Here is a 22736-nt window from a genome sequence, read left to right as displayed (position 1 = left end):
ATAAAGCTTGCTTCCGTTAGCGCATCCTATAATATATTCACCCCAGCAGGCGGTGGAAATCTAACCTAGGCGCCATGCCTACAAAATTACGGCTCACAATCGGGCGGTAAATTCTCATTACTCCTTAAACTGTAGCGGCTAAAATGGGAAAAAGCGGCAGAAAGTCTTTATCAGAACCTACTAAAATCAAGCTGCTTGCACAAGCAAGGTCGAGTTGCCCAAAGTGTGACTTAGCTTTGTTTTACCAAAAGAACGGCAGAACTAACGGTCATTACGAGATAGCTCACATCTACCCACTAAATCCGACAAAGGAGGAGGCCGAACTCTTAAAGGATGAAGAGCGACTAGGAGATGGCGATCCAAATCACGAAGATAATTTAATACCTTTGTGTCCGAATTGCCATACGATTTTTGACAAGCCAAGAACAATAGATGAATACAGAAGCCTGCTCAGCATTAAGAAGGAATTCATTCACCTCGAAGACCGAATAAGCTTATACAGAGATAGCACCTTAGAAAAATCTATAGGAAAAGTGATAAACCTTCTATATTTAGCATCCGAAGAGGACCTTACAAGCAGTCTTAACTACAACGCAAAAACAATCGACAATAAAATAAATAATGATATCCAAAAGCCAACAATCCGAAAAATAAAACATAACGTCTCAGACTACTATGAGGTTATCACAAATCACCTAAAAGCTCTTGAAACTACCGAACCAAATTCAACTACAATAATTGCCACACAAGTTAGAGCGTTTTTCCTCCAACTAAGACGAAAGAATTTTTCAAAGCAACAAATCTACTACAGCATTGTTGACTGGATTAAAACAAAAACCAAATCGGAGAACATGGAAGCTGCAGAAATATTGACGTCTTACTACATCCAAAACTGCGAAATATTCGAATGATCTTCCCTAATAAAACAATTCCACTTGATGAATCTCTACTTTCAAAGACGCCACACGTTTTATCACTGATAAACACCGGAATCCACGTCAACCAACTAGCAGAACAGTTCACGAGAAATCACGAGAATATCCATGATCTAGTTTTAATCTTAGACATTCTTTACATCCTAAACAAAATCGGACTAGATCCACACACCGAGTTAATCACGCCATGCTAGCCGAAATTCGATGCAGTAAATTCAGACGCAACCCAGCACAATTCAAAAGTGGGCTGAATGTCATCACCGGAGACAATGTCGCAACCAATTCAATCGGTAAGTCTACGTTTTTAATGGTAGTCGATTTCGTATTTGGAGGAAACACCTTCCTAAGCACAAACGCAGACGTCATATCTGAACTAGGCCACCATAAATATTTATTCAAGTTCCGATTCGACAATAGAGAATTTTATTTTTTCAGGGATACTGGAAATCCGGATCGCGTGTTCCAGTGCGGTTCAGATTACACTTCTGAGGGATCAATTGATGTAAAAGAATTTCGTGAATTTTTGCAGAAACACTACAACCTAAGCCCTACGGGCCTCTCATTTAGATCGATAGCATCACTTTTCACAAGAGTCTGGGGAAGGGACAACCTTAACCCCAAAAGGCCTCTCGACCCTGCACCCAAAGCGCGGGGGAGTGACTCCATTGAATTTCTACTGAAGCTTTATTTAAGTTATAACTCAATCGAGCCATTAGCAACGCAATATCACCACCACGAAGATAAAAAGAATGCCATCAAGAAAGCACAGAAGCAAAGGGTAATTCCTCAAATCAGCAAAACTGCCTATACAATAAGCACAAAACGAAAGCAAACAATCGATGAAGAATTCTCTGAGATTAGAAAAGAATTATCAAGATCATCGTTAAGCATATCTAAGCTATCCTCAAAAGAAGTAAAAGAGATTAAATTCCAAAAAGACGATCTCACTCAATCAAAAATCAAACTTGAATCCCGCCTCAATCGCGCAACCCGCTCACTCAAAGAAAGTCGTTATATTACCAGCAAAACCTTCAAGCCGCTCAAGGAGCTGTTTCCAGGTTTGGATACAGAAAGGCTATCCCAAGTCGAGGAATTTCATTCCGCAATATCTCGCATCCTCAAAAAGGAAATTGAGGAGTCGATTATGTCACTGACAGTAGCCGTCAACACCATAGATGAAGAAATCAATCGCTTGGATGACAAATTGTCTTCGCTTTTAAAAGATTTAGACAACCCCAAGCCAATCATCGACAAAGTTTACAGCCTAGCTCGTGAACACGAGTACATATCATCTACCACTCAATTCTACGAGGCGCTAGTCAAACACGAAGCTGAATCCAAGAAATTCAAAATCGAATTACAAGAAGAAACCAACAGGCAACTATCAAATATTCAGAACCTCATAAATGAAGAAATACAAACCCTGACCGCTCAACTCTACGGAGAGCAGAAGAAAAGCCCTCACATAACACTGAACACAAACAACTACACCTTTGATGTCTTTGAAGATACAGGAACCGGAACTGCTTATGCAAACCTGATACTATTAGACTTATCAGTAGCTTCAACCGCAAACATCCCCGTCCTTATACACGACTCTGTTTTATTTAAGAATATTGAAAACATGGCGGTTTCAAGGATACTTCAAGCCTACAACACCCTTAAAACTCAAATTTTCATTTCTATAGATGAAACCGACAAATATGGTGAAGCAGCTATGCGCATCATAGATGCAAATCGTGTTTTGGATCTTTCAAATACCAGTGTTCTGTACACGAAGGATTGGAGAAGAAAACCCCAAGAAGCACCAAACAGTGGGCCCACTCGGATTTGAACCGAGAACCAAGGGATTATGAGTCCCCTGCTCTAACCATTGAGCTATGGGCCCGTAGGGAAAGGGGGTTATCTAGGCGGGGAGCGGGTGCGTTGGCGAGCGGAAAAAGCGGTGGGTGGCGTTTCGGTGGCTCGGCATGTGGGCGTTCTCGGGGCGGGCGGAGACGGGAAAGGCGTTTAGTGGTGGGGTGTGGCCTTGCCAGCTGGCAAAAGGCGGCCATCTTGAGGTGAGAGACAAAGTTTGACCGGTCTTGCCCGATGGACGCTGCCACCCTTTTGACTTCCGATTCGCGTTTCAGTGCCGAGCGCACGCACATCCACCAGCTACTGTTGCAGTCGCTGGAGGGGTTGGCGCAGTGCCCGGACGAGGAAGAGGTGTCGGAGCTGATCGAGCTGCTGTTTGCGGCCAGCCTTTTGCGCGAAGAGGGGCGCGCGGTGCAGGCGCGCATCGTGCTCGCGCCGCCGATGGTGTTCGACTCCGACGATGGGCCGCCGAGTGGCTGGCAGGTGCACCGTTTCGAGATCCCGCGCCGGCTGACGGCCGACGAGCTGCGTCGCCTGAGCCCGGCGGCCGGCTTTTTCCACTCGTTGCTCGGCGTGTGGCGCGAGAAGGACCAGTTCCAGATCTGGGGCGTCATCAACAGCGGCACCAACTGGATGAACGCGGTGCACGGGGGCCGCCGCCTGGGCCAGCGCAAGCACCGCTTCCCCGTGCTGCACCTGCGTGACCCGGGGCGCATCACTTTTTACCTCGACGACCAGCAGGTGGCGGAGGTGTTTGGGCACCAGACGAGCCTGGGCGGCCTCGACGTCTTTCAGGCGCGTTGGCTGGGCGACCGTTTTGCGCGCGCCCGCAGCGGCCTGATCGAGGAGCTGCGCGAGCGTTACGGCTTTACGCACTGGACGACGTTGACGCTCGCGGTGTTGATCCGGCGGCTGGCGCAGCAGTTCATCCGCCGCATGATCAGCCTGATCCGCATCAGCTCGCACGGCGGCACGATCCTCATCCTGCCTTCGGGCGAGCGCGGGCGCACGATGGCCGACCAGTGGCTGGAGCCGAAATACAGCCTCAGCACCTCGGGGTCGGACTTGCGGTTCCGGCGCCTCACGTCCCAAATCGTCTGCCGGCTCGGTCAACTCGCCGGCCCGGCGGACAACCTGGAGGAGATCTGGCGCATCTACCGCGAGAGCCGCGACGGTGGGCTGGAAGAGCTGGACGAGGCGTTCTTTGAGCTGGCCCGCTTTTACGCCGACTTCATGCGGGTCGATGGCGCGCTGGTGCTGACCCGCCGCTTCGAGACGTTGAGCTTTGGCTCCGAAATCCGCGTGCCGCACAACCTGATCTCGGTGATGGAAGCGATGGACCTGGAGGGCGATATTCTGGAGCCGCGCGACCCTCGGGCCGACGGTACCCGCCACCGCTCGGTCTACCGCCTCGTGCTGGCCGAGCCGGAGGCGTTGGGCATCGTGATCTCGCAAGATTCCAGCGTGCGCTTCATCGCTCATCATCAGGACCAGGTGACCTACTGGACCCACAACGCCGGTTGATTTTCCCATGAGCACCCCTGCCCGCCCCGTCGTCGAAATCCACTTTTGCCCCGGCTGCCGCTGGTGGCTGCGCGCTGGCTACACCGCGCAAGAGCTGTTTGCCACCTTTGGCGGCGAGCTGGCGGAGGTGCGCATCATCTCCGCCGAGCAGGGCACGTATGTGATCAAGCTCGATGGCCAGACGATCTGGGACCGCCGCGTCGACAACGGCTTCCCCGAAATCGCCGACCTCAAGCGCCGCATCCGCGACCTCACCGCCCCCGACCGCGAGCTGGGCCATCTCGACCGCAGCAAGGCCGAGGCGTAGGCTAAAATACGTTCGACAATGGGCTGCTCAGGCCACATCTACAGAACCGATGAGCAGTTCCCCCGCTGAAGACCGCGCCGCTTTCCTCGCAGAAATCAATAAGCACATCCCGGCAGGGGTGGACTGGAAAAAGGGGGCGATTGACTACGTTTCCAACCTCATCCAGCAAGGCGGGGATGGCAACCGAGCTTACCTGATGGCAAAGCCCTTCATCGGCGGGCCCGACTACAAGTCGTTCTATGACCATATCTACCGCTTCCTGAATGCCTTTGAAACGATGGATCTTCCGATGCGGGCGCGGGTATTGGATGTAGCGGCCGGCCCGGGGTGGATTTCCCACTACCTCGCAAAATTAGGTTACCAAGTCGTCGGCACCGATATTTGCGCCGATCTGCTGGAGCTGGCGCGCGAGCGTTGCGAAACCGAACCTGCCCCGCCCTATGGGGCCAACGTCCCCTTGTCCGCCCGTTTTATTACGCACGATCTGGAGGAAGGCCCCATCGAAGGCGAGGAGCCTTTCGACGCTGCAATCATCGAGTCGGCCCTGCACCACTTTGTCGACCCCATCTCGGCGCTCGAGAATGTTCGCGCTTCGCTCAAGGAAGATGGCGTGCTCTGCATTCTGGAAGGCGTACGCGCTGGCACCCCTGAAGAGACGGCCGAGCTGCTGGAGGTAATGGAAAAATACCAGACGCTCGAACGCCCTTATTCCCGCGACCAACTCGTGCGCATGCTCAAGATGACGGGCTTTAGCCACTTTGAGTTCTTCAGCTCGATCAACGGCTGGTTCAATCTTGAACAGCCCCAGGATCAGCAACGCCTGAACACCCAAAAGCAGAGCGTGAAGCACTTCAATTTCCTGCTCGCCTCAACCTCGGACAAGTTTTTCAAGGACGTGCTAAAACGTCCGGCAGCCTCCGAAACCGTCGCGCTTGAAGGCATGTTCCCGCCCGAGGTGAAAGGCTTCCGCTGGGCCGAAGCCAACGCAGAGATTTATTTACCACCCCATCAACCGCTTACCCTCAGCCTGCGCAATCCGATACTACCTTCTGGTCAGCACCAACTTGTCCAGATCAGCAGTGACGGCGTGGAAGTTGCACGCGCTACTCTAACACATCCCGGCAAAACAGGGGAGGTTGTGATTGAGGCAGACGTTACCGCTCGACGCCTGCGCCTGCGATCGAGTTTCCAGTGGTCTCCAGCCTGGGACGGGCAGAATGACAGCCGATTGCTTTCGTATCAGATAAAGTGGTAGCTTACGTCCTTTCTCCGGGCGGCGCTTGAAACTTCGGCGGAGTCGGGGCTCATTGCGGGCATGTTCCGGTGCATGAGCCTCTCTTGTCTCGCCCTGCTCGCCACTGCCGGCCACGCACGCATCATCCACGTCAATCAGGCGGCGGAGCCTGGCGGCGATGGCACCAGTTGGGGCTCGGCCTATCGTTACCTGCAGAATGCGCTGCAGCAACTGCAGGCGGGGGACGAGGTCTGGATCGCTCAGGGCACCTATTACCCGGACATGGGGACGGGGATCGACAACAACGATACCACGGCCAGTTTTCACCTCGACCAACCCATCGTCTTGCGGGGTGGTTTTCTGGGCTCCGAGACTGCGCCCAGCCAGCGCCCGACCCAAGGCGCGGCGACTGTGCTCAGCGGCGACCTCGGGGCCGGGGCCTACAGCCAGCGGCTGGTGACGGTCGACTACGCTACGGTAGAGGCCGAGACCGTGCTGGAGCGTTTGCGCTTTGACCGCACGGGCACGACCCACTCGGGCGCCATCGTGCACATCCAGGCCAATACGCGCCTGCGCCGCTGCGTGGTGGCGGGCGTCACGACCAGCACCCAGCCTTTTGCCGCCGACGCCGGGCGCTTCTTCGTCGAGGATTCCCAACTGACAAATATCAACCCCGACCTGTCCAACACGGATCTGTTCGTGAACCTCGGGACGCCCGGGGAAATCGCGATCGAGGCCGACGGCAGCCGTTTCAGCCAGAGCACGGGGCGCGTCCGCCTGGAGGGCAGCTTTAGCAACACTTGGGTCGAGGGCGCGATTGACGCCGTACTGCACGAGACCGATACGGTGGTCGTAACGAACGTCAGCAGCGCACGCCCGGCCGTAACGCTGGGCAAAAGCCCACTGCTGAGCCGTACCATGTTGCTCAACGCCTCGCTCGATCCCAGCACCGGGACGCCGGCCACCGGGCGCGAAACCTTCTCGCAAGTCGCCTTTGTGCGTACGACGTTCTTGCAGCCGGTCAGCTCGAGGACCTCCGCCGCGCAATCGCTCTTTTACGAGCCGCAGCTGGCCAACTCCGGCAGCTACCTCTTTGCGGGCTCTCCCACCACCAATTCCATCGTCGTCCTTGGCAGCCTCGCCCAAGATCGCCTCTTCGACCCGGGCACTCCCCTGCCCTCGCCTTTCCATCCGGTCATGATCCCGGGCTATACCGGCAGCATCCCCGAGATCGTCAATGCCCAGCCTCTATTCCGCGACGCGCAAAACCCGCTGGGGCTCGACGGCCGCCTCGGCACGCTCGACGATGGCTTCCGCCACGCCGCCGGCTCTCCGGCGATCAACGCAGGCAGCAACGCGCTGGTGCCGCCCGACCGGCGCGACCTTGATGCCGATGGCAACACGACCGAAGGGCTCGCGCGCGATATGTCGAACTTTCGCCGGGTGCAGGACGATGTGGTCGACTTCGGCCCTTACGAGGATGGCAACGAGCTTGAGCTGATCCATACCGTCACCCCCGTCGTCGCGCCGGACAACGCGGGCACCGTGATCGGCGTTTTTCAGGTCGAGCACGACAAGGAGACGACGCTGACCGCCAAGCCCAGGTTGGGCTACGTCTTTACCGAGTGGAGCGGCGGGGCGACCGGCAGCACCAACCCGCTGGAAATCATCGTGACCGACGATGTAGAGATCACCGCCAACTTTGGGCAAGACTTGACCGATGCCGACGGCGATGGCCTGACGGCGTATCAGGAATATGTGCTCTACGGCACCGACGATACCAAAAAAGACACCGATGGCGATGGTTTGACGGACAAGCAGGAGGTCGACAACGGGCTCGACCCGACCCACGACGACTCGGCCTTTGTCGACGCCATCAGTGACAATCCCGGGCTGCTCGGGCTCTACTCCGCCGCTCAAGTGGAAGCGGCGCGGCAGGAGGGCATCAACACCGTCGTCTCCAACCCTGCCAGCTACAACCTCTTTACCGCCACAGAGCGCGATGCCGCCCGCCAAGCGGGGATCGACACCGTCGTGGCCAGCCCGGGCGACTACGGCCTGTATACGGCCCCCCAAGTCGACACCGCCCGTCAGGAAGGCATCGATACCGTGCTCGCCAACCCGGGCGCTTACGGCCTCTCCGCAGGCAGCCCGATCACGCTCGAAGTGACCGTCGGCGAGATGACGATCGACGTAGCGGGCCAGACCTTGCGTGCCGAACTGCTCTTGCGCGAAGGGGACAGCGAGTGGACGGTCTTCGACACGCTGGAATTTGAAGTCGCCGCTCCCAGCACCGCCGAAGCTCAGCTCTACCGACTGGAGTTCAGCGCACCGTAGGCAGGCTTGACTTCGGAACGTTTCTAAACCGAAATCAGGAATAGGATTTCCATTCCGACCTCCTTTCGTTGGGATTACCAGTATGCCCCCTGTCGCTAGCAGGGGGCGTTCTTTTTGGTCCTCAGGACCAAAAGCAATCCAACGTGCTCGAAAAAGTGCCTCTACCGGCAGACGTCAAGACTGGCGGAGCGACTGTTGCGAGCGTGTGCACGCGTCACGCGCTGGCTCGGGCATTGAAGAAGGCGCGCATGTGCAGCTCGGGGCGTGGGATCGTCTTGCTGAGCCAGGCGAGGTAAGTCTCGCGCTGCTCGTCGGCGGGTAGCTCCCAGCCGGTGCCGAGGCGAATGCGACGGGTCAGCTCCTGCAGGGTCAGCGCCACGCTCACGGAGATGTTGAAGCTCTGGGTGAAGCCCAGCATGGGGATCTGCATCGTCACGTCGGCCAGCTCCAGCGCGCGTGGGCTGAGGCCGTTGCGCTCGTTGCCGAAGCAGATAGCCAGCGGGCGGTCGACCGGCAAGTCGTAGAGCGAGACGGAGTCTTCCGCCAGCGCAGCGGCCACGATGGTAAAGCCCTGCCCCTTCAGCTCTTCCAGACACGCCGTGGTGTTGTCTTGCTGCCGGCGCGAGTAGCGGTGCAGGGTCAACCACTTGTGGGCACCCATCGCGACGTCGCGGTTGATGTAAAACTTGTAGAGGTTCTGGATGTTGTAGAGGTGCTGCAGGCCAAAGATCTCCGTCGTGCGGAGGCAGGCGCTGCTGTTGTGCGGGTCCTGCAGGTCTTCGAGCACCACGCGCAGGTTGCCGATGCGGCGCGAGAGCACGTCGCGCATCCGCTCGCAACGCTCGGGCGTGGCGAAGCCTTCGAGGTAGGTCGTCAACGCTTCCTGCCCGGCAGCATCCAGTTTTCGCCAAGGTGCGTCCATCGCTCACTAGGAAGGCACCGGGGCGCGGCAGGGCAACCGGAAAATGCCCGGCGAACCACCCTGAGGCGAGACAAGGGCTTGTCACAAGACTGTAAAAGGCGTCATCAGAGGTATTTCCCTTTGCTCCACCAACGCATGCCACCCATAACCGCCAAGAGGTTTATACCTATTTCCTTATTCACACCACCATGCGTCTCACTCCTTTCCTCACTCTTGCTGGCGTTCTCGGCCTTTCGTCTGCGGCCCACGCCATGATTAACATCAGCATCACCGATGCTGGCGCCGGGCAGATCCTGCTCGCCTACTCCGGTTCGAATACCTTCGACGCCCCTTTTTCCGACGCCTTCATCCGCTACCAAAACACGGAGACCCTCCTGATTGGCTCGAGTGTATATGTCAATGATGGGCCCGTGGGCGACATCATGATCAGCGTCGACGGCGGCACGGCGTTTGCGCCCTACGAAATTGAAATGGTCGGTCTCCTGAGCGGAGGCAACTACCTCGGCGCCCGCGCCGGGATCTCCGGCAACAGTTCGATTGTCGTCTCCGGCTCGACCCTCCTGAACGTCGACTACAGCAACTTCATTGAGGGCTCGACCACTGTCACCTCTCCGGTCGGGCCGATCACGCTGACCGTCGGCACGCCGGTCGTGCCCGAGCCGACGACCGTCGCCGCCCTGATGGGTGCCGCCGCGCTGGGCTTCGTGGCCGTCCAGCGTCGCCGCAAGGCATAAGCCGTAGCATCGCTCTTTCCCGGGTGGCATCCCTCCAGGATGCTTGCGGGGCGGACGTTTCCTGCAGTGTCGTTTCGCTTCGCGAACCTCAACTGCAGGCTACAGAGATGGCATCCCTCCAGGATGCTGCCTGAGTCCCAAAATCAGAGGCTCTCAACCTTGTAGGGTCCATGATGGCGGACAGGCCCCGAGCCTCGACGATCTCAATAATACACGCAGGGGCGGGAAGCGATTCCTGCCCTTTCGCTTTTTAAAACTCCCGCTCATCATTGCCAGTAGCGGCGGAATCCCTCTACACTGGGGCCATGCGAATTGCTTCAGTGTGCCTTTGGGTGCTCTCGCTCGCCCTGCTGGCGGGCTGCGGCCAACGTGAAGCCCCCGTCGACCGGGCGGCGAAGGAAGGCATCCTGTTGATCGACAGCGGCGCAGAGCCCGCCACGCTCGACCCTCAACTCGCCTCCGGCCAGCCGGAGCACAAGGTCATCGTGGCGCTCTTTGAGGGGCTGCTCGTGCCCCACCCGGAGCGCGAGGGCGAGGTGTTGCCCGGAGTAGCGGAAGAGTGGGAGCACAACGACGATGCCAGCGTCTGGACCTTCCGCCTGCGCGAAAATGCCCGGTGGTCCGACGGCTCGGCGCTGACTGCCCACGACTTCGTGCGCTCTTACCAGCGCATGCTTTCGCCTGAGCTGGCGGCAGACTTCGTGACGCTGCTCTACCGGCTCAAAAATGCGGAAGACTACCATCAGGGCCGGCTGAGCAACTTCGGCAAAGTGGGCGTCAAGGCGCTCGACGAGCACACGCTGCAGCTCACCCTCGTCGGCCCCACCCCGTATTTCCCCACCCTGCTCACCCACTACGCATGGTATCCCGTGCCCATCGGCACCATCGAGGCCCACGGCGGCTTGTTTGATCGTAGCGGCGCGTGGACCCGCCCGGGCAACATCGTGGGCAACGGGCCCTTTGTCCTCACGCGCTGGGAGCCCAACAGCCGCCTGCAGGCCCGCCCCAACCGTTTTTACTGGAACCGTGAAAACGTGGCGCTCAAGGGGATCGACTTTTTCCCGATCGAGAACGACGAGACCAGCGCCCGGATGTTCGACGCGGGCGAGCTGCACCTCACGCACAGCCTGCCGACTTCCGACTATGAGCGGCGCAAGATGCGCGGCGATCCCACCCTGGTCGAGGGCCAGCAACTGGGCACCTATTACTACGCCCTCAATACCGACCGGAAGCCGCTCGACGACGCCCGCGTGCGGCGCGCGCTCGCCTTGGCGCTGGATCGTAGCGTGATCGTCCAGCACATCACCCGCAGCGGCGAGCGCCCGGCCCACCGTTTTGTGCCCGACGGCTTCAACCAGTACGCCTACGAAGGCCCGGCCCGCTACAAGCCGGCGGAGGCAAGGCGGCTCCTGGCCGAAGCCGGATTCCCCAATGGGGCAGGCTTCCCCGAGCTGACGCTGACCTACAACACGCTGGAGGGCCACCGCCGTATCGCCGAAGCCGTGGCCAACCTGTGGCGCGAAAACCTGGGCATCGGGGTGCGGCTGGAGAACATCGAGTGGCGGACCTACCTCGAACGGCGCGCACAAGGCGAATTTCAGATTGGACGAATGGGGTGGGTCGCTGACTATTATGACCCCCTGACGTTTCTGGAGATCATGATCAGCGAAAGCGGCAACAACGACAGCAACTGGAGCAACGCCGAATACGACCGGCTGGTGGCCCAGGCCATGCGCGAGCCCGACATGGCCGCGCGCGGGCGCCAGATGGCCGCCGCCGAAGCGATCCTGATGGAGGAGATGCCGGTGGTGCCCGTCTACTTCTACGCCCGCCGCTGGCTGCAGGATGAGCGCGTGCAGGGCTGGCACTTCAACCTGCTCGACCAGCACCCCTACCAGTTTGTTTCGCTCGAAGGCGGGAACTGAGACCATGGGCCGCTACGTGTTGCAACGCCTCCTGCAGGCCGTGGTGGTGTGGTGGGCCGCCGTCACGCTCTCGTTTGTCATGCTGCAGATGACGCCCGGCAGCCCCTTCAGCTCCGAGCGCGCCTTGAGCCCGCAGGTGCAGGCGCAGCTCAACACGCTTTACGGCCTCGACCAGCCCGCCCCGGTGCAATACGTGCGCTACTTCGCCAACCTCTTCCAGGGTGAGTTTGGGCCCAGCTACCACAGCTCGCGCAGCGTGGGGGAGATCCTCGCGCAGACGGTACCCGTATCGCTGGAGCTGGGCGCGTGGTCGCTGCTCGTGGCACTGGCCATCGGCCTCAGCGCCGGCATGGCCGCCGCGCTGCATCACAACCGCTGGCCCGACTACACCGTGATGTCGTTTGCCATGATCGGCATCTGCCTGCCCACCTTCGTGCTCGGCCCGCTCTTTTCGTGGCTTTTTGGCGTGGAGTGGCGACTACTGCCTGTCAGCGGCTGGTTTTACCCGGAGCACCGCATCCTGCCTGCGCTTACGCTGGGGCTCGTTTACGGGGCCATTGTGGCCCGCGTGACCCGGGGCGGCATGCTGGAGGTGCTCAACCAGGACTTCCTCAAGACGGCCCGCGCCAAGGGCCTGCCGCCCATGCAGATCCTCCTGCGCCACACGCTGCGCGGCGGCCTGCTGCCCACGGTGTCGTTCCTCGGGCCGGCGATGGCCGGGGTGGTCAGCGGCTCGTTTGTGATCGAGACGATCTTCCAGGTGCCGGGCCTCGGCCGACAGTTTGTGCAAGCTGCGCTGGGGCGCGACCAGATGCTCGTGCTGGGCACGGTCAGCGTCTACGTAGGCTTCGTCACGCTCTTCAATCTGCTGGTCGACTTGGCGGTCGGCTGGCTCGACCCCCGCGTCAAGGCCCGCCATGGTTGAGCCGCACGCCACCCCCATCGTCGACGAACTGCCGCCGCCGTCTCGCTCCTTCTGGGGCGACGCCTGGAGCCGCCTCGCGCGCAACCGGCTGGCGCTGGCGAGCCTCGTCATCCTCATCGGTATCACACTCTTTTGCGTCGTGGGCCCCTGGCTGCGCGGCTACGGCTTCGACGCGCAGGATTACAGCCGCATCTACGCCCCACCCTCCGCCGCGTTTCCCTTCGGCACCGACGACCTGGGCCGCGATCAACTGGTGCGTGTGATGGTGGGCGGGCGCGTCTCGCTGGGCATCGGCATTGTCGCGACCGCCATCACGCTGCTGATTGGCGTCACCTACGGGGCCGTGGCAGGCTACGCGGGCGGGCGCATCGGCGGCCTCATGATGCGGCTGGTCGACGTGCTTTACGCGATGCCGTTCACGATCTTTGTGATCATGCTGCTGGCGTTTTTCGGGCGTAACTTCTGGCTGTTGTTCGTCGCCATCGCGGCAGTGGAATGGCTGACGATGGCCCGTATGGTCTACGGCCAGGTGCGTTCGCTGAAGGAGCGGGACTTTGTGCTCGCGGCCCGGATGCTCGGCACCCCGTGGTGGGAGATCGTGCGCCGCCACCTGCTGCCCAACGTGCTGGGCGTGATCGTCGTGTATGCCACCCTCACGGTGCCCACTGTAATCCTGCTGGAAAGCTTCCTCAGCTTCCTCGGGCTGGGCGTGCAGCCGCCGGACCCCTCGTGGGGTTCGCTGATCAAGCTGGGGGCGGAGCAGATGACGGGCTCGCCGCACCTGCTGATCATCCCCGCCGCGTTTTTCAGCGTGACGCTCTTTTGCCTCAACTTCCTCGGGGACGGCCTGCGCGACGCCCTCGACCCCCAATCCCGCCGCCACTGAGATGCCACTGCTCGACGTCCAAGGATTGACCACCCGCTTTGCGCTGCGCGGCGAAACCGTGCACGCGGTCGAAGATGTGTCGTTTACGCTGGAGGCGGGCGAAGTGCTCGGCGTGGTCGGCGAGTCCGGCAGCGGCAAATCCGTGATGGCCAGCAGCCTGATCGGCCTGCTCCCGATGCCGCCCGCGCAGATCGTGGCCGGGCAGGCCCGCTTCGAGACCGAGAGCGGCCCCATCGACCTGCTGAAGCTGGGCGAGAAGGCCCTGCGCGGCGTGCGGGGTCGTGAGATCGGCATGATCTTTCAGGACCCGATGACGTCGCTCAACCCTTACCTGCGCCTCAGCACGCAGTTGACCGAGGGCCTGCGGCATCACTATGGGCTGGGCAAAAAGGCGGCGCTGGACCAGGCGGTGGCGGCGCTCGAACGGGTGGGCATCGCCGACGCCGCCCAACGCATCCGCAGCTACCCCCACGAGTTTTCCGGCGGGATGCGCCAGCGGGTAATGATCGCGCAGGCCCTGCTCCTGGAGCCGCGCCTGCTCATCGCCGACGAGCCCACGACCGCGCTCGACGTAACGGTGCAGCGTCAGATCCTCGACCAGCTTGGCGAGCTGTGCCAGGCGCAGCGCACGGCAGTGCTCTTCATCACGCACGACCTTGGGGTGGTGGCCCAACGCTGCCACCGGGTGATGGTGATGTATGCCGGGCAGGTAATGGAGATCGGCCCCAGCGAGGTGATTTGCGAGCGTCCGCGCCATCCCTACACGCAGGCGCTCTTGCGCGCCCGGCCCAGCGCCGCGCTGCGAGGCCAGCCCCTTTACGCCCTGTCCGGCAATCCACCAGACCTGCGTCGCCCGCCGGTGGGAGACCCGCTGCTGCTGCGCCCGGGCGTGACCGGCGGCGACCGCTGGCGCAACGAGCGTCCGCCGCTCGAAGAAGTGGCACCGGGGCATTGGGTGAGGGCCAGCGACGCGGTCTTGCCCGCCTGGGAAGGAGGCCCACGTGGCTGAGCAAGGACATATGCGCATCGAAGACGTGCGGGTGACGTTCCCCGCGCGCGGCAAGAGCCAACCGGTGCAGGCGCTCAAAGGCGTATCGCTTGAAGCCCGGCCCGGCGAAGTGTTGGGCCTCGTCGGCGAGTCCGGCAGCGGCAAAAGCACCCTCGCCCGCAGCATCCTGCACCTGCAGACGATGGACGCCGGGCGTATCTGGCTCGATGACCTCGAATGGAGCAGCCTGCGCGGCACCGCGCTACGGCGTCAACGCCACCGCGTGCAAATGGTGTTTCAGGACCCGCACGCCTCGCTCAACCCGCGCCTGACGGTCCGCGAATCGCTGCTGGAGGCCCTGCGCTGCCGCCCGGGTCGCATGGACGCCAAGGCCGCACGTCGCGAGATCGAGCACTGGCTGGACCGCGTGGGCCTGCCGGCCGACGCCGCCCAACGCTACCCGCACGAGTTTTCCGGCGGTCAACGCCAACGTATCGCCATCGCCCGCGCGCTCCTGCCCCAGCCCAGCGTGGTGGTGGCCGACGAGCCCGTCTCCGCCCTCGACGTCTCCATCCAAGCCCAGATCCTCAACCTGCTGGAATCCCTCCGCCGCGAGCTGGGGCTGACGTTTGTCTTCATCACGCACGACCTCGAACTCGTCGGCTACTGGGCCGACCGGGTCGCCGTCATGCGCCGCGGCGAAGTCGTCGAGCAAGGCCCCGCCGAAAACGTCCTGCACGCCCCCCAACACCCCTACACGCAAGAGCTACTCGCCTCCGCCGCCGACAAGCGGGTACGATAAATAAATGAGGTTCCTCTAGTTTCCTAACGCGCTATAGAGTGCGGTGCTCTGCACCGATCTGGATTGGAATAGAAGCGGCGCACAACTCCTATCGTAAGTCTTTGGAAGCTTCCAGCCGGACTTCAAAAACCAGATCGGCGCGAAGCGCCGCACTCCACAGCGCGTTAGGCAAATCGTGGGTGCAGCTTCCTTCCAGCCGCTATCGCTCCTAGGGCTCCGAATTCGATAACGGAAAGGCGTAATCGAGATTGTCTGCCGGAGCGTCGCGCTCACCGGCGTCGATTTGCTCGGTAACAATGCCCTTCTTGAGCTTGTAAACGCGAAACTCAATCCGATCCTCGACCAGGCGCTCGCAAATTAATTCGCCCGTCGGCGTGGATCCTCCGTAGGGCATTTGGGGAGCATGAATCGCTTCCAGAAACTCATTCAACGGCTGCCCAAGTTGAGCCGCCTCGAAGTCGATCGCGGCCGACGTCACGCGAAAGCTCCTCTTGCCGTTCACCCGAGACATGTGCGCCGACCCTACAGTATGCACTTTCACGCCCTCAGGAGAAGCCGTGGTGCCCAGCTGGAACGGCTTAGGTTCCTCCACTCCCGCCGCGTGGCCAAGCCAGACCCCGGCGACAAAGCCACCGACCACTCCGAGAAATCCTCCCACCGCCAAGCCGATCCAAAAACGCTTCATGCATCTAGCATTTTGCCTGAGCGAGGGAGCGCAAGAACGATTGCTCCCCCTACAGCATCCCGACGGCCTGCATGAGCAGCTTGGCGAGCAGGGCCATGAGGATGACCGCGACGGGGTAGACGGTGGCGTAGCTGACGATGGGGGCCTGCAGGGGCGTCTTGGCGACAATAGTGCCGAGGGCGGGGGTGCTCGTCATGCCGCCGCAGATGCCGCCGAGGGCTTGCGGGAGCGGCATGCGGAAGATCTTCCGGGCGGCGAGGAAACCGAAGAGCATCGGGACGAGCGTCACGACAGCACCGATCACAAAGATGATCGCGCCTTGGCTGGCGATGGCTTCGGCCATGGTAGCGCCGCCCTTGGTGCCGGCATCGGCGAGGAAGAGCACGAGGCCCATCTCTTGCAGCAGCAGGCGCGTGGGGCGCGGGATGTAGCCGAGGATGCCGCCCACCTTGCCGAAGTGGCCGAGCAGCAGCGCCACCATCAAGGGGCCGCCGGAGAGGCCGAGCGAAAAGGTGCCGCCCCACGGCAGAGGCACCGTAATCAGCCCGAGGACGATGCCCAGCGCGATGCCGATGGCGAGCGAGACGAGGCTCGTCTCGGTGTAAGCGTTGGCATGGTGGCCCACGATTTTGGCGAACTTCTTCAGGCGGTTTTCCGAGCCGACCACCGTGATGAAGTCGCCCTTTTCCAGTCGCGTGTCCAGCTGGGGCACGAGCGTGAACTCCAGCCGACTCATCCGGGTGATCACCACCCCGTGGTTGCGCAACGGGTCGATCTCCTTGAGCGACTTGCCGACCACGTCCTGACTCGTCACGACCATCACCTGGCGCTCGTTGTCGGCATCCAGCACCACCTTGCGGTCGCTCGCGCGACCCACGAACTCGGTCGCCAGCTCCAGCGCACTGGGCTCGCCCACCAGCAGGAGCAACTGGCCGGGCTCGAAGGTGTCTTCGTAGGTCACGGGCTCCAGGCGCTCGTTGCGCCAGACGCGCGAGACAAGGCAGGCGCCGAGCTGCGGCAGCTTGCTCTCCGCAAAACGCTGGCCGAAAAGGTTGGGATTCGTCACCTCGATCAGGCGACGGGTAACGGTAGGCGTCGGGGCAGTTTCTTCTTCGCCCGCCTCGTCTTCCAAACGCTTGCCGAGCAGCTTGGGCAGGAGTTGCACAAAGAGCACCACGCCAATCACCCCAAAGGGGTAGGCGATACCATAGCCGACCACTACCGGGCCGGCCGCGCCCTGCCCGGCTCCCTCGATCGCCGCCGCGAGGGCGGGCGTGCTGGTGAGCGCGCCGGCAAAGATCCCCGCGATGAGGCCCGGCTCGATGTGGAAGATCCAGGCGGCCAGCAGGGCGGTCAGCGCGCCGGAGCCGACGACCAGCACCGCGAGCTTGGCCAACTGGCTGCCTTCGCGCTTCATCGCGCCAAAAAACCGGGCGCCCGCACCGATGCCGACGCTGTAGACGAAGAGCACCAGGCCGATCTGCCCTACCCCGGCGGGCACTTTCATCCCCAGGTGGCCCGCCAGCAGCGCGACGAAGATCACGCCGGACGAGCCGAGGTTGATCCCGCGAAACTGGAGATTGCCCAGCAGCAGGCCGAGGCCGATCAGGCCGAAGAGCACCAGCAGCGGGTTGCTCAGGATGGTCTCGAATATGGTTGAGTTCATGTGCGGCGACAGGGTCTATGGGGCGTTGGCATAGCGGCCCCCGGACTCGCCACATGTCGGCGCGCCGCGCAGGCCACCCTCCAGACGCGGGATCGATGGTCGTTCGTGGGCATTCTGGCTCCCACCCGGCGTGGGCAGTCACAGTTGCGCGTCAGCTCCCGATTCACACGGGATTCCCCCGAAGCTCCCCGGATGGCTCCCGAGAAGTCGAGGCCGATCATGCCCGGAGCCGGCCTTCAGTCAAGTTTTCTTTATGCAAAACATGCCTTGGATTAACAAAACTTATCAGAAGGCAACCTTATAGAAGCGAGCAGCTCCCTCTGCCACCCCTACTTTGCACTCGCTCCTCCAAAAGCAGCGCTTAATGTGCCTGCCATGCGCGTGGCGGTTCAAATCCCGATCAAAGCCCGGACGAGCACCCGGGTGCCCAACAAGAATTTCCGCGACCTCTGCGGCAAGCCGCTCTGCTGCTGGCTGCTGGACGAGCTGGTGCGGTGCGCCCCGCCCGAGTGGGACCTCTACGTCGATTCCGAGCACGAATCCGTCATGGACATGCTGGGCGCGCGCTATGGCGACCGCCTCAAGTTCCACCAGCGCCTCCCGTGGTTTGCGGGCGATCAGGCCAACGGCAACCACCTGATCCACCAGTTCGCGCTCCAGCACCACGAATACGACGCTTACCTGCAGGTGTTCGTGACGGCAGTGACCCTGAAGGGCGAGATCCTGATGGAAAGCGTGACGCAGTTCCTCAACTGCCTCGACCAGTACGACTCGATGTTTCTCGTGACGGAGGAGCCGGGTTGGATCTGGTATCAAGGCAAGGCGATCAATTACGACCCGCACCGCCCCGACGGCCTGCCCCGCTCTCAGGACGCCATGTATCTGCTCGAAACGACGGGCCTCTACGCCATCACGCGCGACGCCGTCTTCCGCACCGGCTGCCGCATCGGCAACAAGCCCCTGCTTTACCCCGTGGAGCCCCAATACGCCCTCGACATCGACACCATGGCCGATCTCCAGGAGGCCGAGCGCATCTTGGGCATCAAGTAATTATCTTCTCCAGCGCCTCCAGCCCACGACGCACACGGCGAGCAGACCAAGCACTCCCGCCGTGGTGGCAGGTTCGGGAATCGCCGAACCGGCAGTAACCGTGAAAGAAGTGAGATCGACGTCGTAATACTCGAACTCATTGCCGGAATTCAGCGCGGTGATGGTGAAGGCCCCAAAGGCGAAATCGCCAATGCCGTCGGCGTCCCAGATAGTGTTGGGGTTCGCCGTCTCGTCCCCCGGAAAGGTCTCGAAGCCCGGGTTGAGCCCTTCGACCGTCAGCCAGATCGTCTGAATCTCCACGTTGCCCGCGAAGAGGCCGATCCCGCCGTCACGGTCCGTACTGGCAATCATGGAAATGGCCGAAAGATCGTCACTATACACGAAACTGTGAGGATCGAGGCCATCGGGGGTGTCCGCCCATTGGCCAGTCGTGCCCGTGAGTGCCACCTGACTCCAGATCGGCGTCTCGCCTTCGATGGTGTAGGAGTATTCGACGGCAGTCGTGTCGTTGGTGGTGTTGGGCGCGAGGGCGTCGAGAGCCGGGTGAGTCACCAACACCAGCGTCAGGGTCTGGCCTAGAGAAAAAGCGGTACCGTCGGCATGGGAGACGGTGCCGGTGGCCGTGAACATGACGATGGCGGACAGAGAAGGAGCGGCAAACAGCGCAGCCGAAGAAGCAAGTAGGACACAGGAACGCATAGAGCAACGGAGAAGAGGCTGAGGCTGGTGATATGCGAGCAGCCGAAGAAGACAAGAGTATTAGCAACGCGATCGATAGTTATCACCTGGCAGCGCCTCGAAAGGCAGCTCTCTCTGGCATTCTGCGCCAAAAGACATATTTTGTCCGACATGGCAGAGATCTGGATTGGCTATACGACACTCGAAGATGAGGGCCAAGCGGAGGCGCTGGCGGGCAGGCTGGTTGAGCAAAAGCTGGCGGCTTGTGTGCAGGTGGAGGGGCCGGTGCGCTCGTTCTACCGCTGGCAGGGCGAATTGAAGCGTGAGGCGGAATACCGCCTGGTGGTGAAGTTCCCACGCGAGAAGCTGGTGGAGCTGGAACGCTTTATCCAGCGCGAGCATCCCTACGATACTCCGGAGTGGCTGGCCGTGCCGGTGGAGCGGGCAGCGCCGGAATATGCACGCTGGGTACGCCGTTCTTGCCTCTCCGAGCAAGAAAACGCTTGATCTCCCTCCCGCGAAGTGCTTTCTTTGCCGCTTTTCCTGGTTTCGACCATCCATTTTCAACGGAATACAGACCATGTCCCAACATCCCAGTTTCAAGGCCGGCGGCAGCGGCAAAAAGAAGGCGCGCAACGTTCTGAAGCGTTTCCAACGCATTGCCCTGCTCAAGAAGCGTGGCCAGTGGAAGGAAGGCGACCGCGTCCAGGGCCTGCGCAAGACGCTGCCCGAGGAATAGGTCTGTCCCCGACCCACTTTCCGGCCTGTTCACTTCGGTGGACAGGTTTTTTTGTGCCCAAACAGGGCGCCCGAGACGGCGGAAACTGCCGCGCAGGCCTTTTCAAATCGGTCGATTCGTCTTACCGTCCGTCCCAAAGGAGCTTGGCCACTGGCTGCCGATCGGATTGGCTCAGGAGGTCTTGTCCCCAGTAACCCCTTGTTCGGAACGATGGCGTTTTTGCAGGTCAACTTTTTCTCCGAAGTGCTCGAGATGGCGAGCACGCTCAATGTCATTTTGCCCGAGCGCACCCACCGCCAGATCGGCCTCCAAGGGCGCGCAAGCGACGGCCCCCACCCCACGCTCTACCTGCTGCACGGCCTCTCGGACGATCATACGATCTGGTGCCGGCGCACGAGCATCGAGCGCTACGTGGCACCGCTCGGCCTCGCCGTCGTGATGCCCAACGTGCACCGCAGCTTTTATACGGACATGCACTCCGGCGGGCGCTACTGGACGTATGTGAGCGAAGAGGTGCCCGAGGTCGCCCGCAGCTTTTTCCGCCTCTCCGCCGCGCGGGAAGACAACTTCGTCGCCGGGCTGAGCATGGGCGGCTACGGGGCCTTCAAGCTTGCCCTGCGCCAGCCGGAGAAGTGGGGCGCGGCCGCCAGCCTCTCCGGTGCGCTCGATCTCGCCAACCGCCCGTGCGAGGAGCGTATCCACGACGACTTTGTCCGCATCTTCGGCACCCACAAGCGCCTCGTCGACTCCCCCGACAACCTGTTGCGGCTGATCGATGAGGCGGAAATGACCGGCCGCGTGCTGCCACGCCTCTGGGCCTGTTGCGGGCGCGACGACTTTTTGCTGCCCGATAACCGCCGCTTCATCGCCCACGCCCACAAGTGCGGGGTGCCGGTCGAATACGTCGAGAACGAAGGGGCGCACGATTGGGGCTACTGGGACACACACATCCAGACCGCCCTCAAATGGATGCTGGCCTCGGGGGCGGAAGCCTGAAGCTGCGCACCGCCCGGTGGTGCACCCAGGCCACAATCAGCAGCTTGCCCCCCAGGACGCCGCTCATCACGACCAACGTGCCGTGCCAGACGATGCGCAAGTAGTCCGCACCCGTCCACCCCATGGGCGCCACGGCCTGCTCCACCCCCTGTTGCAGCAACGGCGGCAGCTCGGCAAAAAGCGCCTCGAAATCCAGCGCCCACAGCGCCCAGGAAGTCAGTGCCCACAAGACGAGGATCCACAACTGGTGCCAACAGAGCGCACGCGCGGTCCCCGGGCCCGGAGCAGCCTGCAGGCGGCGGCTCAGCACCAGCTCGCCCGCCCCGATGATCAGCGGCACCACGATACCCAGCCACGTGAGCCACGAGCGGTCGAAGAGCAGCCCCACCACCCCCAGCGCACCGAGCGCGGCATAGCCCCAGCCGAGTGTTTGACTCGTCCGTACCGATCGTCTCACCTCCGGCCGCTGCATCATGTGCCGAGCATGAAAACGCTTGGCAGCGCCAGTGGCCAGCCTCACTTTTCGGCATTGCCATTCATGCTTACGGCTGGCATACTAACGCTATCATGCGCCGACAAACGCCCCTCCTTCTCCTGACCCTGCTCAGCGCGGCCCTCGCCGGGCTCGCCCTGTTCCAACACCGCCAGATCGACCGCCTGCACGCCCAATTGGCCGAAGCCCTCGCCCAGTCGACCGCCATCACCACCCAGGAGCCGGCCGAGCTTGCCATGGTGCGCGAAGTCGAACGTCTCAAGGCCGAGCTGGAGGACGTCCGCACCCAAGCGGTCGCCACCCCACCCGCGGCAGCTTCCACCCGCCAGCGTCAGGAGTCGACCCTGATGGACGAGATGGCCAACATGATTGAGAACAACCCCGCAATGAGCGAGATGGTGACCGCCCAGCAGCGCAGCACCATGGAAGTCCTCTACCGGCGGCTGGCAGAGCAGTACGACTTTGCCCCGGAGGAGCGGGAATACTTCTACGACTTGCTGCTGGCCCGTCAGATGGGGCGCGTCAACTTTGGCCTGCTCGGCATGCGCAGCAGCGTGACCGATGAGGAGCGAGCCGCCGCCCTCCAGCAGATGCAGGAGACGGAGGCCCAGATGCGCGAAGACCTCCGCACCTTCCTCAACAGCGAGGAAGACATGGCCGCCTTCAACTACTTCGAAGACACCCTCGGCATCCGCATGGAGCTCGACGGGCTCGCGGGCAACCTGCGCAACACCGGCGAACCCCTCGGGGCCGATACCTACAATCAGCTCGTCGACGTAATCCACGAGACGCGCCGCCAGTATCCCTTTACCTCCACCTTCGTCACCGACCCCAACAACAGCGACCTCACCCGCATCAACGAAGCCAACATCGACACCTACGCCACCGAGATGCGTCAGGCCAACGAACTCGTCGCCCAAGCCGTCGTGCCCTACCTCACGCCCGCGCAACTCGAGGTCTTCCGCCGCAATCAGGAGCAGCAACTCGTCCTCCAGATCGGTCAATTCCGCATGGCCGCCCAGATGTTCGGCGGGCAGGGGGAGTAGGGAGCAA

The 22736-nt window shown here is 61.3% G+C and carries 22 protein-coding genes, 1 tRNA gene and 1 riboswitch; of the genes, 17 read left to right on the top strand and 6 right to left on the bottom strand.

The genetic code is table 11. The features are described from left to right. The first annotated feature begins 143 nt into the window (after positions 1 to 143). Complete coding sequence (locus tag Q7P63_13615; protein ID MDP0501126.1) at positions 144 to 911, top strand: HNH endonuclease signature motif containing protein; 768 nt, start codon at positions 144 to 146, stop codon at positions 909 to 911. Positions 912 to 1122: 211 nt separating this feature from the next. Next, positions 1123 to 2769: a DUF2326 domain-containing protein gene (locus tag Q7P63_13610; protein MDP0501125.1), complete on the top strand. Its 1647-nt coding sequence runs from the start codon at positions 1123 to 1125 to the stop codon at positions 2767 to 2769. Here Q7P63_13610 and Q7P63_13605 read toward each other — a convergent pair. Next, a tRNA-Ile gene (locus tag Q7P63_13605) sits at positions 2751 to 2823 on the bottom strand. The genes Q7P63_13610 and Q7P63_13605 overlap by 19 nt on opposite strands. Before the next feature lie 203 nt (positions 2824 to 3026). Here Q7P63_13605 and Q7P63_13600 point away from each other — a divergent pair. The 4 genes from Q7P63_13600 (at position 3027) to Q7P63_13585 (ending at position 8194) form a co-directional block, all read left to right on the top strand. Then, the gene (locus Q7P63_13600) at positions 3027 to 4316 is read left to right on the top strand and encodes a hypothetical protein (protein ID MDP0501124.1); all 1290 of its coding nucleotides are present in this window, start codon (positions 3027 to 3029) and stop codon (positions 4314 to 4316) included. A gap of 7 nt (positions 4317 to 4323) precedes the next feature. Beyond that, positions 4324 to 4623 (top strand): SelT/SelW/SelH family protein, encoded by a 300-nt coding sequence (locus Q7P63_13595; GenBank protein ID MDP0501123.1) that lies wholly within the window; start codon positions 4324 to 4326, stop codon positions 4621 to 4623. 49 nt (positions 4624 to 4672) lie between these two features. Then, positions 4673 to 5878 (top strand): class I SAM-dependent methyltransferase, encoded by a 1206-nt coding sequence (locus Q7P63_13590; protein MDP0501122.1) that lies wholly within the window; start codon positions 4673 to 4675, stop codon positions 5876 to 5878. 72 nt (positions 5879 to 5950) lie between these two features. Then, on the top strand, positions 5951 to 8194 hold the full coding sequence (locus Q7P63_13585; GenBank protein MDP0501121.1) for a hypothetical protein: 2244 nt from the start codon (positions 5951 to 5953) through the stop codon (positions 8192 to 8194). 214 nt (positions 8195 to 8408) lie between these two features. On the opposite strand, the gene Q7P63_13580 is transcribed toward Q7P63_13585, so the two are convergent. Beyond that, on the bottom strand, positions 8409 to 9116 hold the full coding sequence (locus tag Q7P63_13580) for an RNA methyltransferase (GenBank protein MDP0501120.1): 708 nt from the start codon (positions 9114 to 9116) through the stop codon (positions 8409 to 8411). A 251-nt stretch (positions 9117 to 9367) separates the two neighbouring features. Here Q7P63_13580 and Q7P63_13575 point away from each other — a divergent pair, with 251 nt between their 5' ends. The 6 genes from Q7P63_13575 to Q7P63_13550 all read left to right on the top strand — a co-directional run bounded on the left by Q7P63_13575 (position 9368) and on the right by Q7P63_13550 (position 15376). Then, the gene (locus tag Q7P63_13575; protein MDP0501119.1) at positions 9368 to 9850 is read left to right on the top strand and encodes a PEP-CTERM sorting domain-containing protein; all 483 of its coding nucleotides are present in this window, start codon (positions 9368 to 9370) and stop codon (positions 9848 to 9850) included. 305 nt (positions 9851 to 10155) lie between these two features. Next, positions 10156 to 11775, top strand: a complete 1620-nt coding sequence (locus Q7P63_13570; GenBank protein ID MDP0501118.1) for a peptide ABC transporter substrate-binding protein — start codon at positions 10156 to 10158, stop codon at positions 11773 to 11775. 4 nt (positions 11776 to 11779) lie between these two features. Beyond that, on the top strand, positions 11780 to 12700 hold the full coding sequence (locus Q7P63_13565) for an ABC transporter permease (GenBank protein MDP0501117.1): 921 nt from the start codon (positions 11780 to 11782) through the stop codon (positions 12698 to 12700). Then, a complete protein-coding gene (locus Q7P63_13560) occupies positions 12693 to 13586 on the top strand; it encodes an ABC transporter permease subunit (GenBank protein MDP0501116.1) in 894 nt (297 codons plus the stop codon). The genes Q7P63_13565 and Q7P63_13560 overlap by 8 nt, the downstream gene beginning before the upstream one ends. 1 nt (position 13587) lies before the next feature. Then, entirely contained in the window at positions 13588 to 14595 is a 1008-nt protein-coding gene (locus tag Q7P63_13555; GenBank protein ID MDP0501115.1) for an ABC transporter ATP-binding protein, read from the top strand. 10 nt (positions 14596 to 14605) lie between these two features. Next, complete coding sequence (locus Q7P63_13550; protein MDP0501114.1) at positions 14606 to 15376, top strand: ABC transporter ATP-binding protein; 771 nt, start codon at positions 14606 to 14608, stop codon at positions 15374 to 15376. Between the two features lie 208 nt (positions 15377 to 15584). Here the strand turns inward: Q7P63_13550 and Q7P63_13545 are convergent, their stop codons facing one another. Together Q7P63_13545 and Q7P63_13540 are read right to left on the bottom strand one after the other, a co-directional pair. Beyond that, positions 15585 to 16061, bottom strand: coding sequence for a hypothetical protein (locus Q7P63_13545; GenBank protein ID MDP0501113.1), 477 nt, complete (start codon positions 16059 to 16061; stop codon positions 15585 to 15587). A gap of 49 nt (positions 16062 to 16110) precedes the next feature. After that, positions 16111 to 17727, bottom strand: coding sequence for a TrkA C-terminal domain-containing protein (locus Q7P63_13540; protein MDP0501112.1), 1617 nt, complete (start codon positions 17725 to 17727; stop codon positions 16111 to 16113). Between the two features lie 86 nt (positions 17728 to 17813). Then, a riboswitch (cobalamin riboswitch) is annotated at positions 17814 to 17961 on the bottom strand. Positions 17962 to 18102: 141 nt separating this feature from the next. On the opposite strand from Q7P63_13540, the gene Q7P63_13535 reads away from it, so the two are divergent. Then, positions 18103 to 18777, top strand: coding sequence for a hypothetical protein (locus Q7P63_13535; protein MDP0501111.1), 675 nt, complete (start codon positions 18103 to 18105; stop codon positions 18775 to 18777). Here the strand turns inward: Q7P63_13535 and Q7P63_13530 are convergent, their stop codons facing one another. After that, a complete protein-coding gene (locus tag Q7P63_13530; protein ID MDP0501110.1) occupies positions 18778 to 19476 on the bottom strand; it encodes a hypothetical protein in 699 nt (232 codons plus the stop codon). It lies immediately after the preceding gene. 150 nt (positions 19477 to 19626) lie between these two features. Here Q7P63_13530 and cutA point away from each other — a divergent pair, with 150 nt between their 5' ends. The 3 genes from cutA (at position 19627) to Q7P63_13515 (ending at position 21190) form a co-directional block, all read left to right on the top strand. Further along, positions 19627 to 19962 carry a divalent-cation tolerance protein CutA gene (cutA, locus tag Q7P63_13525; GenBank protein ID MDP0501109.1) on the top strand — a complete coding sequence of 112 codons (336 nt, stop codon included), beginning with the start codon at positions 19627 to 19629 and terminating at the stop codon, positions 19960 to 19962. 73 nt (positions 19963 to 20035) lie between these two features. Further along, on the top strand, positions 20036 to 20194 hold the full coding sequence (locus Q7P63_13520) for a small basic protein (protein MDP0501108.1): 159 nt from the start codon (positions 20036 to 20038) through the stop codon (positions 20192 to 20194). 210 nt (positions 20195 to 20404) lie between these two features. Then, positions 20405 to 21190, top strand: a complete 786-nt coding sequence (locus Q7P63_13515) for an alpha/beta hydrolase family protein (GenBank protein ID MDP0501107.1) — start codon at positions 20405 to 20407, stop codon at positions 21188 to 21190. Here the strand turns inward: Q7P63_13515 and Q7P63_13510 are convergent. Then, a complete protein-coding gene (locus tag Q7P63_13510; GenBank protein MDP0501106.1) occupies positions 21156 to 21665 on the bottom strand; it encodes a hypothetical protein in 510 nt (169 codons plus the stop codon). The two genes, Q7P63_13515 and Q7P63_13510, sit on opposite strands and share 35 nt — an antisense overlap. Positions 21666 to 21757: 92 nt before the next feature. Between Q7P63_13510 and Q7P63_13505 the strand changes: the two genes are divergently transcribed. Beyond that, the gene (locus tag Q7P63_13505; protein ID MDP0501105.1) at positions 21758 to 22729 is read left to right on the top strand and encodes a hypothetical protein; all 972 of its coding nucleotides are present in this window, start codon (positions 21758 to 21760) and stop codon (positions 22727 to 22729) included. Positions 22730 to 22736: the final 7 nt, after the last annotated feature.

The sequence above is a fragment of the Verrucomicrobiota bacterium JB022 genome, assembly GCA_030673845.1.
GTDB lineage: Bacteria > Verrucomicrobiota > Verrucomicrobiia > Opitutales > Oceanipulchritudinaceae > WOUP01.
The sequence above is the reverse complement of the archived record's forward strand: the minus strand, read 5'-3'. Positions and strand labels throughout refer to the sequence as shown.

What these genes read in the sequence shown, in the direction of transcription:
- Q7P63_13505 (MDP0501105.1), top strand. Translation starts at nt 21,758, where the DNA reads ATGCGCCGACAAACGCCCCTCCTTCTCCTGACCCTGCTCAGCGCGGCC.
- Q7P63_13535 (MDP0501111.1), top strand. Translation starts at nt 18,103, where the DNA reads ATGCGCGTGGCGGTTCAAATCCCGATCAAAGCCCGGACGAGCACCCGG.
- Q7P63_13565 (MDP0501117.1), top strand. Translation starts at nt 11,780, where the DNA reads ATGGGCCGCTACGTGTTGCAACGCCTCCTGCAGGCCGTGGTGGTGTGG.
- Q7P63_13590 (MDP0501122.1), top strand. Translation starts at nt 4,673, where the DNA reads ATGAGCAGTTCCCCCGCTGAAGACCGCGCCGCTTTCCTCGCAGAAATC.
- Q7P63_13550 (MDP0501114.1), top strand. Translation starts at nt 14,606, where the DNA reads ATGCGCATCGAAGACGTGCGGGTGACGTTCCCCGCGCGCGGCAAGAGC.
- Q7P63_13520 (MDP0501108.1), top strand. Translation starts at nt 20,036, where the DNA reads ATGTCCCAACATCCCAGTTTCAAGGCCGGCGGCAGCGGCAAAAAGAAG.
- Q7P63_13600 (MDP0501124.1), top strand. Translation starts at nt 3,027, where the DNA reads ATGGACGCTGCCACCCTTTTGACTTCCGATTCGCGTTTCAGTGCCGAG.
- Q7P63_13540 (MDP0501112.1), bottom strand. Translation starts at nt 17,727, where the DNA reads ATGAACTCAACCATATTCGAGACCATCCTGAGCAACCCGCTGCTGGTG.
- Q7P63_13575 (MDP0501119.1), top strand. Translation starts at nt 9,368, where the DNA reads ATGATTAACATCAGCATCACCGATGCTGGCGCCGGGCAGATCCTGCTC.
- Q7P63_13610 (MDP0501125.1), top strand. Translation starts at nt 1,123, where the DNA reads ATGCTAGCCGAAATTCGATGCAGTAAATTCAGACGCAACCCAGCACAA.
- Q7P63_13510 (MDP0501106.1), bottom strand. Translation starts at nt 21,665, where the DNA reads ATGATGCAGCGGCCGGAGGTGAGACGATCGGTACGGACGAGTCAAACA.
- Q7P63_13615 (MDP0501126.1), top strand. Translation starts at nt 144, where the DNA reads ATGGGAAAAAGCGGCAGAAAGTCTTTATCAGAACCTACTAAAATCAAG.
- Q7P63_13585 (MDP0501121.1), top strand. Translation starts at nt 5,951, where the DNA reads ATGAGCCTCTCTTGTCTCGCCCTGCTCGCCACTGCCGGCCACGCACGC.
- Q7P63_13595 (MDP0501123.1), top strand. Translation starts at nt 4,324, where the DNA reads ATGAGCACCCCTGCCCGCCCCGTCGTCGAAATCCACTTTTGCCCCGGC.
- Q7P63_13570 (MDP0501118.1), top strand. Translation starts at nt 10,156, where the DNA reads ATGCGAATTGCTTCAGTGTGCCTTTGGGTGCTCTCGCTCGCCCTGCTG.
- Q7P63_13560 (MDP0501116.1), top strand. Translation starts at nt 12,693, where the DNA reads ATGGTTGAGCCGCACGCCACCCCCATCGTCGACGAACTGCCGCCGCCG.
- Q7P63_13555 (MDP0501115.1), top strand. Translation starts at nt 13,588, where the DNA reads ATGCCACTGCTCGACGTCCAAGGATTGACCACCCGCTTTGCGCTGCGC.
- Q7P63_13515 (MDP0501107.1), top strand. Translation starts at nt 20,405, where the DNA reads ATGGCGTTTTTGCAGGTCAACTTTTTCTCCGAAGTGCTCGAGATGGCG.
- Q7P63_13530 (MDP0501110.1), bottom strand. Translation starts at nt 19,476, where the DNA reads ATGCGTTCCTGTGTCCTACTTGCTTCTTCGGCTGCGCTGTTTGCCGCT.
- Q7P63_13545 (MDP0501113.1), bottom strand. Translation starts at nt 16,061, where the DNA reads ATGAAGCGTTTTTGGATCGGCTTGGCGGTGGGAGGATTTCTCGGAGTG.
- cutA (MDP0501109.1), top strand. Translation starts at nt 19,627, where the DNA reads ATGGCAGAGATCTGGATTGGCTATACGACACTCGAAGATGAGGGCCAA.
- Q7P63_13580 (MDP0501120.1), bottom strand. Translation starts at nt 9,116, where the DNA reads ATGGACGCACCTTGGCGAAAACTGGATGCTGCCGGGCAGGAAGCGTTG.